The sequence below is a fragment of the Lacinutrix venerupis genome (genome assembly GCF_003663945.1).
GTDB classification, from domain to species: Bacteria; Bacteroidota; Bacteroidia; order Flavobacteriales; family Flavobacteriaceae; genus Lacinutrix; species Lacinutrix venerupis.
Genome location: NZ_RCCH01000007.1, coordinates 178,191 through 197,846 on the forward strand (window position 1 = coordinate 178,191; position 19,656 = coordinate 197,846).

Below are 19,656 nucleotides of genomic sequence, written 5' to 3' on the forward strand. Positions count from 1 at the left end.
ATGTATCTAAAAAAAGAACTACCAATAATATTAATTGTTTTAATTCCTTTTATCTATTTAGCATTTATATGGAATGTTTTACCAGAACAAGTTCCAATACACTGGAATGCAAATGGAGAGATTGATGGTTGGGGTAGCAAAGCTACTTTACTCATTATTCCTTTTATACTACCTGTTTTAATTTATGTAATATTAAGCCTTGTTCCTAAAATAGATCCAAAGCAAAAAATAGAAGCAACTAGTAAAAAATTCTATAACATAAAACTTCTTCTTACGCTTTTCATGTCGATACTTGCACTATTTATTTTATACAGTTCCAAAAGTCAATCTTTTACAAACCCAAACATTATAATAATGTTAATAGGTTTACTTTATGTTATTTTAGGAAATTACATGAAAACTATTAAGACCAATTACTTTATTGGTATACGCACACCATGGACTTTAGAAAACGATATTGTTTGGAAAAAGACACATAAACTAGCTGGTAAATATTGGTTTATTGGCGTCCTATTAGTTATACTTCTTGGTTTTATTTTAGAACCAAAACCAAACATGGTAAGCTTTATAATTATAACAACAATTATAACCATAATACCTGTTGTATATTCTTATGTTATTTTTAAACAGTTAAAAACAAACTAGCTATTAAGTGCTTGCCAAAGCAAATCTTTAAGCTCCATTAATCCTTGTTGTGCTACACTAGAAATAAACACATAAGGAATTGGTAAATTATTATCTAATTCTTCTTTTAATTCGGCTTGTAATTCGTCATCTAGCATATCAGACTTCGAGATAGCAATAAATCTATCTTTATCTAACATTTCTGGATTATAACGACGTAACTCATCTAATAAAATATCATATTGCTTTTTAATATCTGGTGCATCTGCAGGAATTAAAAATAATAAAATAGAGTTACGTTCTATATGGCGTAAAAAGTAATAACCAAGACCTTTTCCTTCGGCTGCACCTTCAATAATACCAGGAATATCTGCCATTATAAAACTTTGGAAATCACGATGTTTTACAATACCTAAATTAGGTTTTAATGTAGTAAACTCGTAATCTGCAATTTTAGGTTTAGCAGAAGTTATTACAGATAGTAATGTAGATTTTCCTGCATTTGGAAACCCAACCAGTCCTACATCTGCAAGCAACTTAAGTTCTAAAGTAATATCCTTTTGCTCCATAGGAATCCCAGGTTGTGCGTAACGTGGTGTTTGGTTTGTAGAACTTTTAAAATGCCAATTTCCACGGCCTCCTTTTCCTCCTTGAGCTACAATTTTCTCTTCTCCATCTTTTGTAATTTCAAAAAGAACTTCATTTGTTTCGGTATCACGAACAACTGTTCCAAGAGGCACTTCTACATACATATCTTCTCCATCGGCTCCTGTACTTCTTCCACTACTTCCATTACCTCCGTGTCCAGCACGAATATGCCTTTTAAATTTTAAATGTATTAATGTCCAAAGATTAGAGTTTCCTCTTAAAATTACGTGTCCTCCACGTCCTCCATCTCCACCATCTGGTCCGCCTTTTGCTAAATATTTTTCGCGATGCAAGTGCGTAGAACCTTGACCTCCCTTTCCAGAGGTAACATGCATTTTAACGTAGTCTACAAAATTTCCTTCAGTCATTTTTCCTTTTCGCTAAAGCGAAAATATTTTTTAATTAAAATATATTTTTTTAAAAAGAATTAAAGTGCATCAATTGTATTACATAAACGTTTAGTAATATCTTTAATATCACCAAAACCATCTACTCCAAAATATTTATCTTGAGCTGTGTAATAATCTTTTAAGATGGCTGTTTTTTTATAATATTCTTTAATTCTATTTCTAATTACAGTTTCGTTAGCATCATCTTTTCTTCCGCTAGATTTTCCGCGCTCAAGAAGTCTTTCAACTAATACCTCATCTTCAACTTCTAAAGCAATCATGGCATTAATTTGCGAATCTTTGCTTTCCATTAATTTATCTAAAGCTTCGGCTTGTGCATTAGTTCTAGGAAAACCATCAAAAATAAATCCATTAGCTCCGGCATTTTTTTCTACCTCAGCATTTAACATATCTATAGTTACTTGATCTGGCACTAATTCTCCTTTATCTATAAAAGATTTTGCTAAAGTACCTAAAGCTGTTTCGTTTTTAATATTAAATCTAAATACATCTCCTGTAGAAATGTGTACTAAATTATATTTCTCTTTTAAAAAATTAGCTTGTGTGCCTTTACCTGCTCCAGGAGGACCAAATAATACTAAATTAGTCATGTGTTGTGTTATTTTTAATTGATATACTTCTGGTAAATCTCTTCCTAATCCATCATAATCTAAGCCATAGCCAACAATAAATTTATTAGGAATTTCTATACCAACGTAATGTAGTTTAAAGTCTTTTTTATAAGCTTCTGGTTTATAGAACAGTGTCGCAATTAATAACTGCTTTACATTTTCATTTTTAAAAATACGATGTATCTCGTGTAGCGTTTTACCTGAATCTATTATATCTTCAAGTATTACTACGGTTCTATTTGTTAAATCTTGAGTTAAACCAATTAGACGTTGGATATCGTCTGAAGATTTTACTCCCTCATAAGAAGCCAATTTAATAAAAGTGACTTCGCAAGCTTTTGGATATTTTTTCACAAAATCGCTAACTAACATAAAAGAACCGTTTAAAACTCCAACAAAAACAGGAATCTCATCACCTAAATCTTTCGCAAGTTCACTAGCCATTTTAGCAACAGCCACATCTATCTGCTTAGCAGAAATAAAAGGCTTAAAATATTTATCGTGTAACTTAATCATTATATTAGTTTTGTAAAAGTGGCAAAGATACGTATTTGTTACATGAAATACGATTATTGCTCCAAAATATTAGAGGTCTTTTGCATTATAAAATGTATTTTTGTGATATTATTTTTAACTAAAAAGATTACCACTTTTGTAACAACACAATGAACTATTTTTCTTCAGAATTTAAATTAGGCATCCTTGGCGGTGGACAGCTAGGGAAAATGATGCTTTATAATACCAGAAAATTTGATATTCAAACCTATGTTTTAGACCCAAGTGATGAAGCGCCTTCTAAAATGGCATGTAATGCTTTTTCTAAAGGAGATTTAATGGATTTTGATACTGTTTATAACTTTGGAAAACAAGTAGATGTTTTAACTTTTGAGATTGAAAACGTTAATGTAGATGCGCTAGAAAAACTTGAAAGTGAAGGTATTAAAGTATATCCTAGCTCTAAAAATTTAAGAACTATTCAAAATAAGGCAAAACAAAAATTATTTTATTTAGACCGTAATTTACCAACTTCAGAATTTTCTAGATTTGCTTATGCTTCAGAAATTGAAGATGCTATTTTAAATGGCGGAATAAAATTTCCTTTTGTATGGAAAAGTGCACAATTTGGCTACGATGGTACTGGCGTAAAAGTTGTACGCAGTATGGACGATTTAAAAGGCCTACCTAAAGATGAGTGTATTGCAGAAGAACTTATAGATTTTAAAAACGAATTAGCGGTAATTGTTGCAAGAAATCCAGACGGAGAAATTAAAACGTATCCTGTTGTAGAAATGGAATTTCATCCAGAAGCAAATCAAGTTGAATATGTAATTTGCCCAGCCAGAATTCCTGAAGATATTGCAAAGAAAGCTCAAGAAGTGGCTTTAAAAGTCTCTAAAGCATTTAATCATGTTGGTTTATTAGCTGTTGAAATGTTTCAAACTCAAGATGATGAAATTTTAATAAACGAAGTTGCACCAAGACCTCACAACTCTGGACACCAAACTATTGAAGCTAGCTATACCTCTCAATTTGAGCAACATATTCGTGCTATTTTAAATCTCCCATTAGGAAAAACAGATAGTAAAGTTGGTGGTATAATGGTAAACTTAGTTGGAGCCGAAAATTATACTGGCGATGTTGTATATAAAAATATTGCCGAAATTATGAAAATGGAAGGCGTTACGCCACATATTTATGGGAAGAAACAAACAAGACCGTTTCGTAAAATGGGACATGTAACCATTGTAAATAAAGACTTAAATGTTGCAAGACAAATTGCTGAAAAAGTAAAAAACACAATTAAAGTAATAAGTAAATAATTATGAGTAAAGTAGGCGTAATTATGGGAAGTGATAGTGATCTTCCAATAATGCAAGAAGCAATAGACATATTAAAAGATTTTAATATTGAAGTAGAAGTTGATATTGTTTCCGCACATAGAACACCAGAAAAATTATTCGACTATAGTAAAAATGCACATACACGTGGCATTAAAGCTATTGTAGCTGGAGCTGGAGGAGCAGCACATTTACCAGGAATGGTCGCTTCATTATCTCCATTACCAGTTATTGGAGTTCCTGTAAAGAGCAGAAATTCTATAGATGGTTGGGATTCAATTCTATCAATACTACAAATGCCTGGTGGTGTTCCTGTTGCAACAGTAGCTTTAAATGGAGCAAAAAATGCTGGAATATTAGCAGCTCAAATTATTGGAGCTAGTGACCAAAGCGTACTAAATAAAATTATAGCCTATAAAGAAGAATTAAAACTTAAGGTAGAAACTGCCAGTAAAAAAGTAAGAAAATAAAAAAGCCCAGTCTCCTGGGCTTTTATCGCTATTAATCTTTCTATATGCTGAGTATAAGTACTCACATCAAAAAAACTTATAGCAAAACTCCTAATTTTGTATATTATTCAATTATATAAGATTAAAAACATTTGCAAATTCGATTAAAAGCAAAAATATTCGACAAAAAGCATTATGGTGTAATCTATTTTGTAGGCATAAAAAAAAGCCTCAAAATAATTTGAGGCTTTTCATCGCTATTAATCAATAATTTTAATGAGAGTAACCAGCTCTCTAGAAAAAATATGGTGCAAATTTATAACTAATTTCGATTTTTTACATGTTTTTTTTACAAAAAAAATAACAGATTTAAACTATTACATTACAAATGAACACATTAACAACATATTTTTCGACAAAATACAACTCTGCTCCATTCACAAAAATTAAAAATGAAGACTATAAACCTTCAATTTTAAAGCTTATTAAAGACACTCAAAAAGAAATCGAGGCTATAGTAAGTAATACCGAAGCTCCAACATTTAAAAATACTATAGAAGCTCTAGAGTTTTCAGGACAGCAATTAGACCGTGTTACTAGCATTTTTTTTAATTTAAATTCTGCCGAAACAAATGATGAAATTCAAAAAATAGCACAAGAAATTTCTCCAATACTTACAGAGTTTGGAAATGATATAACTTTAAATGAAGATTTGTTTAAACGCGTAAAAGCTGTTTATGAGCAAAAAGAAAGTTTAAACCTAACAACAGAACAACTCACGCTATTAGATAAAAAATACAAAAGCTTCTCTAGAAATGGTGCCAATTTAAACGAAGACGATAAAATTAAACTTCGAGATATAGACAAAAAATTAGCACAATTAAAACTTAAGTTTGGAGAAAATGTACTTGCCGAAACCAACAAATACGAGCTTCATTTAACCAACGAAACTGATGTTTCTGGGCTACCAGATGGCGCTAAAGAAGCTGCAAAACAACTTGCAGAAAGCAAAAACATAGAAGGCTATATTATTACACTAGATTACCCAAGTTATATACCTTTTATGACCTATGCAGAAAATCGTGAACTTAGAGAAAAGCTATCTAAAGCAGCTGGAAGCAAAGCATTTAAAGGCGATGATTTAGACAACCAAAATATTGTTTTAGGAATTGCAAACCTACGCCATAAACGCGCAAACATTTTGGGCTATAAAACACATGCCAATTTTGTTCTAGAAGAGCGCATGGCACAAACACCAGAAAAAGTACTTGCTTTTTTAAACGATTTACTTTCTAAAGCTAAACCTGCTGCAGAAAACGAATTTAAAAGTTTAGAAAACTTTGCAAAAGAAATAGACAATATAGAGCAGTTACAAAAATGGGATGCTGCTTATTATGCCGAAAAACTAAAACAAAAACTATTTAATTTAGATGACGAGCAACTTAAACCATATTTTAAATTAGAAAATGTTATTGATGGCGCATTTACAGTTGCCAAAAAATTATTCGGACTTCATTTTGAAATAATAAATGATATAGACAAATACCATGAAGATGTATTAACATACAAAGTAACAAATGCTAATGGCGAATTAGTGTCTATATTTTATGCCGATTTCTTTCCAAGAAAAGGAAAAAGAAATGGTGCCTGGATGACGAGTTATAAATCTCAGTTTGTTAAAAATGGTAAGGAAGAAAGGCCTCATGTATCTATAGTTTGTAATTTTACTAAACCAACAAAAAGCAAACCTTCATTACTAACTTTTAACGAAGTTACAACTCTATTTCATGAATTTGGTCATGCATTACACGGTATGCTTGCCAATACAGTTTACCCAAGTTTATCTGGAACTAGCGTATATTGGGATTTTGTAGAGCTACCAAGCCAAGTTATGGAAAACTGGTGTTACGAAAAAGAAGCTTTAGAGTTGTTTGCTAAACATTATGAAACTGGAGAAGTTATACCAATGGATTTAGTAAACAAAATTAAAGAGTCAGCGACTTTCCATGAAGGCATGCAAACACTTAGGCAAATTAGTTTTGGACTTTTAGACATGGCTTGGCATGGCAGCGAATCTTTAGAAAAAGTCAAAAATGTAAAAGCTTTTGAAAACAAAGCTTTTGAAGACACAAAATTATATCCAGATGTAGCAGAAAACTGTATGAGTACAGCTTTTGCTCACATTTTTCAAGGAGGTTACAGCTCTGGTTACTACAGTTATAAATGGGCAGAAGTATTAGATGCCGATGCTTTCGACTATTTTAAACAAAACGGTATTTTTAACAAAGACATTGCAACCAAATTTAAAGACAACGTATTATCTCAAGGCGGAACAGAAAACCCAATGACTTTATACAAACGCTTTAGAGGCCAAGAACCAAAGCCAGAAGCCTTATTAAAAAGAGCTGGTTTAATTAAATAATTTTAAGCCTTTAAAAGGTTCATTTTACGCGCTTTTGTCTAGATTACACTTAAAAAGCATCGGATATTATATAATAAGCTGCACTAAATAAATAATAAGTATTTTTTAATTACTTTTGAAAAAAATTCTAACTAATGCCAAATCACAAAATAGATCCAAATCAATGGATTACTTTATATAGTGATTACTTATTTAACTATACAGTTTCTCGAGTAAGCGATAGAGATATGGCTCAAGATTTAGTATCCGAAACATTTTTGGCCGGATTAAAATCTATGAAAAATTTTAAAGGCGAAGCAAGTGAGCGTACTTGGCTAATTTCAATTTTAAAAAGAAAAATTATAGATTACTATCGTAAAATAAACTCTAATAAAGGCAAAGCCGAAGTTAGAATGACCTACAATAACGATACAGAGACTGAAGGTGATTGGTTACAAGAACGCGTAGCAGATCCTTTTGATAAAACAGCCGAAGACACTATCGAAAATACAGAATTAGGTGTTGCTATAAATAACTGTTTAGAAAAATTACCAACAAAACAAGCTCAAGTTTTCGAAATGAAAACGATATTAAATTATGATACCGAAGCTATTTGTAATGAATTAAATATTACTGCGTCTAACCTATGGGTAATCATCCATAGAACAAGAACTGCAATGGCTGGTTGTCTTGAAAAAAATTGGTTTTAAAATGAGTAATAAATTATTTTTAAGTTGTGAAGAAGCAAACCATACTTGCGATAAGTCGCAGTATAAAGAAGCTACTTTTTTAGAAAAAATAAAATTAAATCTTCACTTAATTTTTTGTGCAGCTTGTAGAAAATATTCAAGAAATAACGCCAAACTAACAAAACTTGTGCGTAAAAAACCTGTAAAATTAAACACAAACGAAAAATCTAAACTACAATCTACTTTTGAAAAAGAGTTAATGAAGCATAATAATTAGTAACCATATAATTGGAATACTTTCAACCCAAAAAGAGCTATAATAATAGCTCTTTTTTTTATTTGCTAACATTAAAAAAAATGCAGTTATAACTGCTACTAATAGAGTAGAAATAATTTCATTTTGAGGCAATTCATCTTTAAAAAATTCAGTAAAAAAAAATATTATCAACAATATTAAACCTATTATTTTTGTTTGCTTGACTCCTATTTTTTGAGGGATTGTAGCTAACCTTAAGCTATCAAATTTTAAATCCCTAATCTCAAAAGGTAACATTAAAACAATTACAAAAATAAAATGCTGAAATGCTAAAAAATAAACGTCTGCGTTAAAACTAATATTAGCTTCAATTAATGGCAAAAACACTGTTACTCCAGCCCAAACTAAAGCTATAACATAAACTTTTAAACCACTTACATCTCTTAAATTTTGCTGGTGATCTAAATACATTTTTTTGGGTATAAACGGAATGGCGTATAAAAAAGTTATAATTCCAAAAACAACAATAAAAATTAATGTTTTTATCTGCAATTGCAAAGCATAATAACACAATAACAGAAAGCAAAAAAATGAGAATATTTGAATAACTTTTAAAGCATTAGTTAAACTACGATGGTGAAATTTTGCAATACCAAAATACTTTACAAAGTTATAACCTGTAATGGTTGCAAAAAATGTAAAAAGCAAGACCTTTTCGTTATAGAAAACATCATGCTTTATTAACACAATCCAGCTTAACGAACACACAGCTAAAGCAACGTGAATGCTACTATTTAAGTAAAAATCGAAAAACTGTTTTAGTATTCGCATTATACAAAGTTAATCAAACTGTTCATAACCATAGAATTTGGTTAAAAACTTTCAATTTTTAGAGAAAAATTACTTTAAGTTTTCAGTATTTTTGCAAAACAAAATTTACACACAACTACATGAACACACATTCTTTCGCATTGCGCCACATTGGACCAAGAGAAGACGATCAAAAACTAATGCTTGATGCCATTGGTGTTGATAGTTTAGAGCAGCTTATTTACGAAACTATTCCAGACGATATTCGTTTAAAAGAAGATTTAGATTTAGATGCTGCAATGGGCGAATTTGATTATTCATCACATATAAATGAACTTTCTAAACTTAATAAAATTTACAAAACTTATATTGGTTTAGGTTATCATCCAACTATTTTGCCCGCTGTAATACAGCGCAACATTTTAGAAAACCCAGGTTGGTATACAGCCTACACACCTTATCAAGCAGAAATTGCTCAAGGTCGTTTAGAGGCCTTATTAAATTTTCAAACCATGGTTATTGATTTAACAGGTATGGAAATTGCTAACGCATCACTTTTAGACGAAAGTACAGCCGCAGCAGAAGCAATGAGCATGCTTTTTGCAGTTAGAGACCGTTCTCAAAAAAAGGATAAGGTTAATAAGTTTTTTGTATCAGACTTAGTATTACCTCAAACCATAGATTTACTAGAAACTAGAGCAAAACCTATTGGTATAGAATTAATCATAGGTAACGAGGCAGAATATAATTTATCTAATGAATATTTTGGTGCATTATTACAGTATCCAGGTAAAAACGGGCAAATAACAGATATAAAATCTTTTATTGAAAAAGCCAATGCCGAAAATATAAAAGTTGCAGTAGCGGCAGATATTTTAAGCCTTGTAAAACTAGAAGCTCCAGGAAAATTTGGTGCAGATGTTGTAGTTGGTACAACACAACGTTTTGGAATCCCTATGGGTTACGGTGGGCCTCACGCAGCATATTTTGCAACAAAAAAAACGTACAAACGTGATGTTCCTGGTCGTATTATTGGTGTAACAAAAGATGTTAACAACAATAGAGCCTTACGTATGGCTTTACAAACTCGCGAGCAACACATAAAACGCGACAAAGCAACTTCTAATATTTGTACAGCACAAGTACTTTTAGCCGTTATGGCAGGAATGTATGCTGTTTATCATGGACCAAAAGGACTAACTTTTATAGCAGATAATATTAAAAACTCTGCTTCTACCTTAGTTAATGCTTTAGAAAAATTAGAATTAGAACAAGTAAATTCTCATTATTTCGATACTATCCAGATAAAAGTAGACGCGGTTAAAACAAAGTATGAAGCCGAAAAAAGAGAAGTAAATTTTCATTATCCAGATACCAATACAGTTACAATTTCTATAAATGAAACAACCTCTATTTCAGATTTAAATGAAATTATTGAGATTTTTGAAAGCGTTACAGAAAACACAACAGATAGAATAGAAACTATCTCAACTAACACAACAATACCTAAGCATTTAAAGCGTCAATCAGAATTTTTAACAGCAGAAGTGTTTAACACTTACCATTCTGAAACCGAAATAATGCGCTACATAAAAACTTTAGAACGTAAAGATTTAGCATTAAATCACTCTATGATTTCTTTAGGATCTTGTACAATGAAATTAAATGCAGCTGCAGAAATGCTACCTTTAAGTTCTACAAATTGGGGAAGCATACATCCATTTGTACCTGTAAACCAACCAATTGGTTACAAATTAGTATTAAATGCTTTAGAAAACCAATTAACTGAAATTACTGGTTTTGCAGCAACCTCTCTACAACCAAACTCTGGTGCTCAAGGTGAATTTGCTGGTTTAATGGTTATTAAAGCATATCACGAATCTCGTGGAGATCATCATAGAAATATTTGCTTAATTCCATCATCTGCACACGGAACAAATCCTGCAAGTGCTGTTATGGCAGGAATGAAAGTGGTTGTTACAAAATCTACAGAAGAAGGTAATATTGATGTTGACGATTTACGTGAAAAAGCAGAATTACATAAAGATAATTTATCTGCATTAATGGTAACTTATCCTTCAACACATGGTGTTTACGAATCTGCAATAAAAGATATCACTAAAATTATTCACGATAATGGTGGACAAGTTTATATGGATGGTGCCAATATGAATGCTCAAGTTGGTTTAACAAATCCTGGAAATATTGGTGCAGATGTTTGTCATTTAAATTTACACAAAACATTCGCCATTCCTCATGGAGGTGGTGGACCTGGAGTTGGACCAATTTGTGTTGCAGAGCAATTAGTACCATTTTTACCAGGAAATCCAATTATAAAAACTGGTGGACACCAATCTATTTCTGCTATTTCTGCAGCGCCTTACGGTTCTGCTTTAGCTTGTTTAATCTCTTATGGCTACATTAAAATGTTAGGCTATAGAGGTCTTAAAAAAGCTACTGAAATAGCAATTTTAAATGCTAACTACATAAAGGAACGATTAAAAGACCACTACCCAACATTATATTCTGGTGAAAAAGGTAGAGCTGCGCATGAAATGATTATTGATTGTCGTGATTTTAAAGCTAAAGGCATTGAAGTTGTAGACATTGCAAAACGTTTGATGGATTATGGATTTCACGCGCCAACAGTTTCTTTTCCTGTAGCAGGAACCATGATGATTGAGCCTACAGAAAGTGAAAGTAAAGCAGAAATGGATCGTTTTTGCGACGCGATGATTTCTATTAGAAAAGAAATTGATGAAGCAAATAAAGATGACCATAATAATCCATTAAAAAATGCACCACACACTATGGCAATGGTAACTAGCGACGAATGGACTTTACCTTATTCTCGTGAAAAAGCTGCTTTTCCTCTAGACTACGTTAAAGACACAAAGTTTTGGCCAAGTGTTCGTAGAGTAGATGACGCTTTTGGAGACAGAAATTTAATATGCTCTTGTGCACCTATTGAGGATTATATGGATTCATAATATCGATCTGAACATCGTAAAATATTATAACAAATAAATTGCCTTTAGTTTTCGTTGCTTATATTAGCAAAGTAACTTAACTAAAGGCAATTTCCTTTTTATATGAATATTAAAATTACTGGAACTGGCAGTTTTATTCCTAGCACTGTTGAAAAAAACGAAGATTTTTACAATCATGAATTTTTAAATGCTGATGGCTCTAAAATAAATAGCTCTAATGAAATTATTGTAGACAAGTTTAAAGCCATAACAGGAATACAAGAAAGACGATATATAAAAAACGAATTATTAAATTCTGATATTGCTTTTTATGCTGCCGAACTTGCTATTGCCGATGCAAAAATCGACAAAGAAACTTTAGATTATATTATTGTAGCTCATAATTATGGTGATGTAAAATATAATACAGAACAAAGCGACACCGTACCAAGTATAGCTTCTCGAGTTAAACATTTACTTCAAATTAAAAACCCAAAATGCGTTGGATACGATTTGCTTTTTGGTTGTCCCGGTTGGATTGAAGGTGTTATTCAAGCAAATGCTTTTATAAAAGCAGGAATTGCAAAAAGATGTCTAGTAATTGGAGCCGAAACACTATCTCGTGTTGTAGATAAACACGATAGAGATTCTATGATATATAGTGATGGTGCAGGTGCAGTAATTGTTGAAAAAACAAATGAAGACGGTGGCATTGTAACACATGAAACCGCAACTTTTGCTTTAGACGAAGCTCATTTTATATATTTTGGAGAAACTAACAATCCAGAAAACACGAGCCAAAGACGATATATTAAAATGTATGGTCGTAAAATTTATGAGTTTGCACTAACAAACGTACCTTTAGCTTTAAAAGCATGTTTAGACAAAAGTGGGTATTCAATAAGCGATGTAAAAAAAATATTAATACATCAAGCCAACGAAAAAATGGACGAAGCCATTGTTAAACGTTTTTATAAGCTTTATAAAACCGAAATGCCCGAAGGTATCATGCCAATGATTATTAATACTCTTGGAAATTCTAGCGTTGCAACTGTACCCACTTTGTATGATTTAATTTTAAAAGGTGAATTAGAAAACCAAGAAATTAATAAAGGTGATATTATTTTATTTGCTAGTGTTGGCGCTGGAATGAATATTAACGCTATAGTATACAAGTATTAAATAAAACTCTCATTTTTAGAAAGCAATAATGTACGAAGGTAAATTTCCACACAAAAGATATAAACTCACCTATAAATTTTTAGAAAAACATATTTCTAAAAATGAAAGTATATTAGATTTAGGCGTTGAAAATCCATTTACTAAAGTCATGAAAAACGGCGGTTTTTCAGTAAAAAATACTTCTGGCGAAGATTTAGACGAAAACACAGAAGCTATAGAAAACTCTGAAGCTACAGTTGTAACAGCTTTTGAAATTTTTGAACATTTATTATCGCCTTATACTATTTTAAAATCTATTAAAGCAGATAAATTAGTGGCAAGTATTCCTATGCGCTTATGGTTTTCTTCAGCATACAGAAGTAAAACCGATAAATGGGACAGACATTACCACGAGTTTGAAGATTGGCAATTTGATTGGCTTTTAGAAAAAACAGGTTGGAAAATTGTAGATAGTCAAAAATGGACTAACCCAACCAAAAAAATAGGTTTTAGACCTTTATTACGCTACTTTACTAATCGCTATTATATTGTTTATGCAGAAAAGGTAAAGCATTAACTATTATTGCTATAAACAACAATCCTATAAATTCGTTTTACACAAAATTTATTGTATTAAAATATGCAAAATTGAGTAGTCTCATTAAATTTTCGCAAATTTGAATTTAGAATAATTTAATTATACTTAAAGTTGAATATTTACATTGTTATTCCTGCACATAATGAAGGAGACTATATTTCCTTAATGCTTAATTCTTTAACACAGCAAACACTTTTACCAAAAAAAGTAGTTGTTGTGAACGACAATTCTACAGACAATACTCAACAAGAAATTAATAAATTTTCGAAAAACTATAATTGGATAGAAAGCCTATCTATTCTATCTTCAAAAGCACATATTCCTGGCAGTAAAGTGGTGCAAGCTTTTTATAAAGGTTATAACACTTTAGATGAGGATTATGATATTATTTGCAAATTTGATGCAGATATTATTCTTCCTAAAAACTATTTAGAAACTATAGTTAAAATATTTAAAAAAAATCCCAAAGTAGGTATTGCTGGAGGTTTAGCATATATTAAAAACAATAAAGAATGGGTTTACGAAAATATTGCTTCAAAGCATCATGTTCGTGGTCCATTTAAAGCTTATAGAAAAAAATGCTTTAAGGATATTGGCGGTTTAAAATCAAGTATCGGCTGGGATACAGTAGATATTTTATTAGCTAAATATTATGGATGGGATATTAAAACAGACCAAACTTTACATGTAAAACATTTAAAACCAACTGGACAATCTTATTCTAAAAAAAGCGCATTACTACAAGGTGAAGCCTTTTACAAAATGAGATATGGTATTGTAATTACAGTTATTGCTTCCTTAAAGAAAAGTATAAAACAAAGTAATATTTTGATATTGCAAAATGATTTAAAAGGCTATTTTAAAGCTAAAAAAGAAAAAAAAGAACCTTTAGTTACAATTGAAGAAGGTCGATTTATTAGAAAATTACGCTGGAAAGGTATTAAACACGCTATTTTTAATTAATTTCATTTTTTAAATACTTAATTTGAATTTCTACATCGTCATACCTGCTCACAATGAAGCCAATTTTATTGCTAAAACTTTACAATCTATAGCATCACAAACATTACAACCTAAAGCAGTAGTTGTAGTAAATGACAACTCTTTAGATAACACTCAAACTATTGTTGAGGCCTTTACTAAACAATATCATTTTATAAAATTAGTAAACATTAAATCTGCCAATACACATTTACCTGGCAATAAGATTATTAATGCTTTTTATAAAGGTTTTGAAACTTTAGATAAAGATTATGATGTGATTTGTAAATTTGATGCCGACTTAATTTTTCCTGAAAATTATCTCGAAACATTAGCTCATCACTTTAAATCTAACAAAAACCTTGGTATGGTTTCTGGACACTGTTACGTTAAACAAAAAAACACGTGGCAGAGAGAGCAAATAACAGGAAAAAAACATATTAGAGGAGCTTTAAAAGCTTATAAAAAACAATGTTTTCTAGATATTGGAATGTTAAAAAAAGACATGGGTTGGGATACTATAGACGAAATTTTAGCTAAATATTATAAATGGAACATCTTATTAGACGACAACTTAAAAGTAAAGCATTTAAAACCAACAGGAGCAAACTACAGTAAACAAGCAAATTTACTACAAGGGCAAGCTATGTATAAAATGCGCTATGGTTTTATATTAACTTTTATCTTAGGTACTTATAATGCTATTAAAAGAAATGATTTTGCCACATTTAACAATTACATTTTAGGGTATTTAAAAGCCCAAAGAGAAAACGTAAAACCTTTTATTACAAAAGAGCAAGGCAAATTTGTGAGGCAACAACGCTGGATTGATTTTAAAAATAAAATAAGTATTTAAAGTATCTCAATAGTTACTACTTTTCCTTCATTACCGCGAATATTACAAACAGTATCATCTTCAAAAATTAAATACTGTCCTTTTATACCTTTTAAAACACCTTCATAGGTACCAGTTTTTTCTATATTTAAACTTTTAGGTTTTATTGGGTATTGTAACACTGGAAAATCCATCTGGGTTTCACTATTATTTTCAATAAAATATTCCATAGCTTCTGCAGGAATGTACTGTTTTAATTTTTCTCTCCACTCTACAAGATTCTCATCTTTAACTTCGTTTTTTAGCATGGTACGCCAATTTGTTTTATCTGCTACAAAATCTTTTAAAGCAACTTCTGTTATACCTGCAAGATATCTATTAGGAACCTCAACAATTTCTATTGCCTCATGCGCTCCTTGGTCTATCCATCTTGTGGGTACTTGTGTTTTTCTGGTAACACCAACCTTAACATTACTAGAGTTAGCTAAATAAACAATATGTGGTTGTAATTGCACTTTCTTTTCGTATTCTAAATCTCTATCTTCTTTTCCTAAATGCGCAGTACTTAATTCTGGACGCATAATCCAATCTGCTGCTTGTGGTATATCAAAAAAACAACTTTTACAAAATCCTTGTCTATAAATAGATTTGTTTAATCCGCAGTTTAAACACTGGTGCTTAACAAATTGAAATTTCAATGTTTTATTTAGTAATTGATTCATATTAATAAAATCGTTTTCGAAAACTAAATAGTATTGAATTGGGCTAGAATATTCTGTTGCCATTTTTGTTAGCACGCCTTGGTAAATCATAAAAAAAAGTATTATTTTTAGTGTCTAAATATACTATAAATATATGCCAATTCCTTTAGTAAATTCCATCGCTTCATGGTTTTTAAAGAAAAGATTTCATCAAATCGATTTGTTTTTAAAATACCCAAACGAAGTACAACAAGAATTACTATTTAACTTAATAGATACAGCTAGAGGTACCGAAATTGGAAAACAATATGAGTTTTCTTCCATAAAAACTTATAAAGAATTTGCCAATAGAGTTCCAATTAAAAATTATGAAGGTTATCAAGATTTATTTGAACGCTCTCGGTTAGGCGAACATAATATTTTTTGGCCTTCACCTATAAAATGGTTTGCAAAATCTAGTGGTACTACAAGTGCTAAAAGTAAATTTATTCCTGTAAGTCAAGACTCGCTAGAAAATTGCCATTATGCTGCCAGTAAAGATTTATTATGTATGTATTTAAATAATAATGAAGACTCACAACTCTTTACTGGAAAAGGTTTAAGGCTTGGCGGCAGCAAAGAACTTTATAAAGAAAATGGCACTGTTTATGGAGATTTAAGTGCTATTTTAATTGACAACATGCCTTTTTGGGCAGAGTTTAGTAGCACACCAAGTAACAAAGTTTCTTTAATGAGCGACTGGGAAACTAAAATGGCTGCTATTGTAAACGAAACTATAAATGAAAATGTTACTAGTTTAGCCGGTGTTCCTTCTTGGATGCTTGTTTTACTTAATAACGTTTTAGATAAAAGTGAAAAGAACTCGTTATTTGATATTTGGCCAAATTTAGAAGTTTACTTTCATGGTGGTGTAAGTTTTAATCCATATAAACAACAATACAAAAACATTTTACCTAAAAAAGATTTTAAGTATTATGAAATTTATAATGCATCTGAAGGTTTTTTTGCTATCCAAGATTTAAATTATTCTAGCGAATTGTTATTAATGTTAGATTATGGAATTTTCTACGAATTTATCCCAATGGATACTCATGGTAAGGCTAACGAACGTATTATACCTTTAAGCGAGGTTGAAAAAGGTAAAAATTATGCTGTAATTATTACTACTAATGCTGGGTTATGGCGTTATAAAATTGGAGATACGGTTAGATTCACTTCGGTTTCTCCTTATAGAATTAAAGTTTCTGGAAGAACAAAACACCATATTAATGTTTTTGGAGAAGAGCTTATAATTGAAAATGCTGAAGATGCACTAAAAAAAGTTTGCAAAAAAACAAGTTGCGAAATTGTAGATTATACTGCTGCTCCAATATTTATGGAAGGTAAAGAAAAAGGAGCACATGAATGGTTAATTGAATTTAAAACACCTCCTAAAGACATTAATTATTTTAACGAATTATTTGACAATGCTTTAAAATCTCTAAATTCTGATTACGAAGCAAAGCGTTATAATAACATGACTTTAAATAAGCCTAAAATTAATATTGCTAGAGAGAAACTATTCTACGATTGGCTAAAAGAAAACAACAAACTTGGCGGACAACACAAAGTCCCAAGATTATCGAATACAAGAAATTACATGGAAGAATTATTAAAATTAAACTTTTAATCTTGCTTTGTTTTAATATTAAAGATAACGTTTAAAAAAAATAAAACAAGTTAATAATTTGAAAATCAAATTATTATCATTAAATTTATCAAGCTATTAATTAACTAATTCCTTATTGAAGATAATTTAATTAGTTAATCCATATTCAAAAAAACCACTCATACTTCTTAATGAGTGGTTTTTTATTTCTTTAAAGTAAAAATAATATTTTTAGGAAAATCTAGATCTTTTCGCTTAGAATCTTGAGTAAAACCATTTGCTAATAGTAATTTTTTTGAAGCTTTGTTTTCGGTATGTGTAAAGGCTTCTATAGCTTTTAAACGAAGCTTATTAAAACCAAAAGATATAACTTCTTGAAGTGCCTCCGACATGTATCCTTTATTAAAATACTCTGGAAGCAAATCGTAACCAACCTCAGCTGTTTTTCTATCTTCAGATAAATTCCACAAACAAATACTACCTAATTTTTGATTTGTTTTTTTGTTTATTATAGTCCAACTTATTGATTTATTTTCTTTTAAATAAGTTAGCAAGTTTTTTATATGTATTACTGCTTCCTCTTGTGTTTTATACAATGGTTGCATTATATACTTTCTTACAATAGCATTAGAGCGTAAAGCATAAACAAGCTCAACATCATCCATGTTCGTACTTCTTAAAATAAGTCTTTTGCTTTCTAGGTTTTTAGAGTTTATTAGTTTCATATTAAATAAAAAAAAGTCTACTTTCTTTACAAAAGTAGACTTAAATTTAAGTTATTATTTTCTTTTTAAGAAACTGCTTTTAATTGCTTTAACTTAGTTTTTGATAGCTTTTGTTCTGCATATGTTTTAGTAACACTAATCTTTTTAGTATCGCTTCCTGGTAATTCAAACATAGCATCTGTTAAAATTTCTTCGCATAACGAGCGTAATCCTCTTGCTCCTAATTTATACTCTATCGCTTTACCCACAATAAACTCTAACGCGCCATCTGTTATACTAAATTCAATTTCATCCATAGCAAACAGTTTTTTATATTGTTTGATAATGGCATTTTTAGGTTCTGTTAAAATAGCTCTAAGTGTATTAGCGTCTAAAGGGTCCATATGTGTTAAAACTGGAAGACGCCCGATAATTTCTGGTATTAATCCAAAATCTTTTAAGTCTTTTGGAATAATATATTGTAATAAATTATCGTTATCTACAATTTCATCGCTCATAGAAGCGCTATAACCAACGGCTTGCATGTTTAATCTTTTTGAGATTACACGATTAATACCATCGAATGCTCCGCCTGCAATAAATAAAATATTTTCTGTATTAACTTCTATAAATTTCTGGTCTGGATGTTTTCTTCCTCCTTTTGGCGGAACATTTACAACTGTTCCTTCTAATAGTTTTAAAAGCGCTTGTTGTACTCCTTCTCCAGAAACGTCTCTAGTTATTGATGGATTATCACTCTTACGTGCAATTTTATCTATCTCATCTATAAAAACAATTCCTTTTTCAGCTTTTTCTAAACTATAATCTGCAGCCTGCAATAAACGTGTTAAAATACTTTCTACATCTTCTCCCACATAACCGGCTTCTGTTAAAACTGTTGCGTCTACAATTGCCAAAGGTACGTTAAGCATTTTCGCTACGGTTTTTGCCATTAACGTTTTTCCTGTTCCAGTTTCTCCAACCATAATAATATTAGATTTTTGAATCTCTATATCATCGTTGGTAGGTGGTTGTAATAAACGTTTGTAGTGATTATATACAGCTACAGACATTACTTTTTTTGTATACTCTTGACCTATAATGTATTCGTCTAAAAAAGATTTTATTTGTTGAGGCTTACGTAACATAAGCTCTGCAGATAGCTCTGTATTGTCGCTTTGTTTAGACTCTTCTACTACAATACCATGTGCTTGTTCTATACAACGATCACATATATGCGCATCTAAACCAGCTATTAATAAACTTGTTTCTGGCTTTTTCCTACCACAAAACGAACATTCTAATTCTTCCTTTGCCATTCTC

18 protein-coding genes are annotated in these 19,656 nt (G+C 30.7%); 12 read left to right on the forward strand and 6 right to left on the reverse strand.

The features are described from left to right. Positions 1-645, forward strand: coding sequence for an SdpI family protein (locus CLV86_RS11925; protein WP_121052612.1), 645 nt, complete (start codon positions 1-3; stop codon positions 643-645). Here the strand turns inward: CLV86_RS11925 and obgE are convergent. Next, positions 642-1,640 (reverse strand): GTPase ObgE, encoded by a 999-nt coding sequence (obgE, locus tag CLV86_RS11930; protein WP_121052614.1) that lies wholly within the window; start codon positions 1,638-1,640, stop codon positions 642-644. The two genes, CLV86_RS11925 and obgE, sit on opposite strands and share 4 nt — an antisense overlap. Before the next feature lie 59 nt (positions 1,641-1,699). Next, positions 1,700-2,809, reverse strand: coding sequence for an adenylate kinase (locus CLV86_RS11935; RefSeq protein ID WP_121052616.1), 1,110 nt, complete (start codon positions 2,807-2,809; stop codon positions 1,700-1,702). Positions 2,810-2,958: 149 nt separating this feature from the next. Between CLV86_RS11935 and CLV86_RS11940 the strand changes: the two genes are divergently transcribed. The 5 genes from CLV86_RS11940 to CLV86_RS11965 all read left to right on the forward strand — a co-directional run bounded on the left by CLV86_RS11940 (position 2,959) and on the right by CLV86_RS11965 (position 7,947). Continuing rightward, the gene (locus tag CLV86_RS11940; RefSeq protein ID WP_121052618.1) at positions 2,959-4,113 is read left to right on the forward strand and encodes a 5-(carboxyamino)imidazole ribonucleotide synthase; all 1,155 of its coding nucleotides are present in this window, start codon (positions 2,959-2,961) and stop codon (positions 4,111-4,113) included. A 2-nt stretch (positions 4,114-4,115) separates the two neighbouring features. Then, complete coding sequence (gene purE / locus CLV86_RS11945) at positions 4,116-4,601, forward strand: 5-(carboxyamino)imidazole ribonucleotide mutase (protein ID WP_121052619.1); 486 nt, start codon at positions 4,116-4,118, stop codon at positions 4,599-4,601. Between the two features lie 367 nt (positions 4,602-4,968). Continuing rightward, the gene (locus tag CLV86_RS11950) at positions 4,969-7,002 is read left to right on the forward strand and encodes a M3 family metallopeptidase (RefSeq protein WP_121052621.1); all 2,034 of its coding nucleotides are present in this window, start codon (positions 4,969-4,971) and stop codon (positions 7,000-7,002) included. 134 nt (positions 7,003-7,136) lie between these two features. Beyond that, positions 7,137-7,691, forward strand: a complete 555-nt coding sequence (locus CLV86_RS11960; protein ID WP_121052623.1) for a sigma-70 family RNA polymerase sigma factor — start codon at positions 7,137-7,139, stop codon at positions 7,689-7,691. A gap of 1 nt (position 7,692) precedes the next feature. Next, a complete protein-coding gene (locus CLV86_RS11965) occupies positions 7,693-7,947 on the forward strand; it encodes a glycine dehydrogenase (RefSeq protein WP_121052671.1) in 255 nt (84 codons plus the stop codon). Here CLV86_RS11965 and CLV86_RS11970 read toward each other — a convergent pair. After that, positions 7,927-8,757 carry a UbiA prenyltransferase family protein gene (locus tag CLV86_RS11970; protein ID WP_121052625.1) on the reverse strand — a complete coding sequence of 277 codons (831 nt, stop codon included), beginning with the start codon at positions 8,755-8,757 and terminating at the stop codon, positions 7,927-7,929. The genes CLV86_RS11965 and CLV86_RS11970 overlap by 21 nt on opposite strands. Before the next feature lie 119 nt (positions 8,758-8,876). Here CLV86_RS11970 and gcvP point away from each other — a divergent pair, with 119 nt between their 5' ends. The 5 genes from gcvP to CLV86_RS11995 all read left to right on the forward strand — a co-directional run bounded on the left by gcvP (position 8,877) and on the right by CLV86_RS11995 (position 15,301). Then, on the forward strand, positions 8,877-11,726 hold the full coding sequence (gene gcvP / locus CLV86_RS11975; RefSeq protein ID WP_121052627.1) for an aminomethyl-transferring glycine dehydrogenase: 2,850 nt from the start codon (positions 8,877-8,879) through the stop codon (positions 11,724-11,726). Between the two features lie 102 nt (positions 11,727-11,828). Continuing rightward, positions 11,829-12,887: a 3-oxoacyl-ACP synthase III family protein gene (locus CLV86_RS11980; protein ID WP_121052629.1), complete on the forward strand. Its 1,059-nt coding sequence runs from the start codon at positions 11,829-11,831 to the stop codon at positions 12,885-12,887. 28 nt (positions 12,888-12,915) lie between these two features. Next, a complete protein-coding gene (locus tag CLV86_RS11985) occupies positions 12,916-13,443 on the forward strand; it encodes a methyltransferase (RefSeq protein WP_076732021.1) in 528 nt (175 codons plus the stop codon). A gap of 132 nt (positions 13,444-13,575) precedes the next feature. Then, positions 13,576-14,427 (forward strand): glycosyltransferase family 2 protein, encoded by an 852-nt coding sequence (locus CLV86_RS11990; protein WP_076732020.1) that lies wholly within the window; start codon positions 13,576-13,578, stop codon positions 14,425-14,427. Between the two features lie 22 nt (positions 14,428-14,449). Beyond that, positions 14,450-15,301 carry a glycosyltransferase family 2 protein gene (locus tag CLV86_RS11995; RefSeq protein ID WP_121052630.1) on the forward strand — a complete coding sequence of 284 codons (852 nt, stop codon included), beginning with the start codon at positions 14,450-14,452 and terminating at the stop codon, positions 15,299-15,301. On the opposite strand, the gene CLV86_RS12000 is transcribed toward CLV86_RS11995, so the two are convergent. Then, positions 15,298-16,092 carry a DUF2797 domain-containing protein gene (locus CLV86_RS12000; protein WP_121052632.1) on the reverse strand — a complete coding sequence of 265 codons (795 nt, stop codon included), beginning with the start codon at positions 16,090-16,092 and terminating at the stop codon, positions 15,298-15,300. The genes CLV86_RS11995 and CLV86_RS12000 overlap by 4 nt on opposite strands. Before the next feature lie 43 nt (positions 16,093-16,135). Here CLV86_RS12000 and CLV86_RS12005 point away from each other — a divergent pair, with 43 nt between their 5' ends. After that, the gene (locus tag CLV86_RS12005) at positions 16,136-17,650 is read left to right on the forward strand and encodes a GH3 auxin-responsive promoter family protein (RefSeq protein ID WP_121052634.1); all 1,515 of its coding nucleotides are present in this window, start codon (positions 16,136-16,138) and stop codon (positions 17,648-17,650) included. Between the two features lie 182 nt (positions 17,651-17,832). Here the strand turns inward: CLV86_RS12005 and CLV86_RS12010 are convergent, their stop codons facing one another. Together CLV86_RS12010 and clpX are read right to left on the reverse strand one after the other, a co-directional pair. After that, positions 17,833-18,354, reverse strand: coding sequence for a GNAT family N-acetyltransferase (locus CLV86_RS12010; protein WP_121052636.1), 522 nt, complete (start codon positions 18,352-18,354; stop codon positions 17,833-17,835). 65 nt (positions 18,355-18,419) lie between these two features. Then, positions 18,420-19,652 carry an ATP-dependent Clp protease ATP-binding subunit ClpX gene (gene clpX / locus CLV86_RS12015; RefSeq protein ID WP_076732015.1) on the reverse strand — a complete coding sequence of 411 codons (1,233 nt, stop codon included), beginning with the start codon at positions 19,650-19,652 and terminating at the stop codon, positions 18,420-18,422. Positions 19,653-19,656 lie beyond the last annotated feature (4 nt).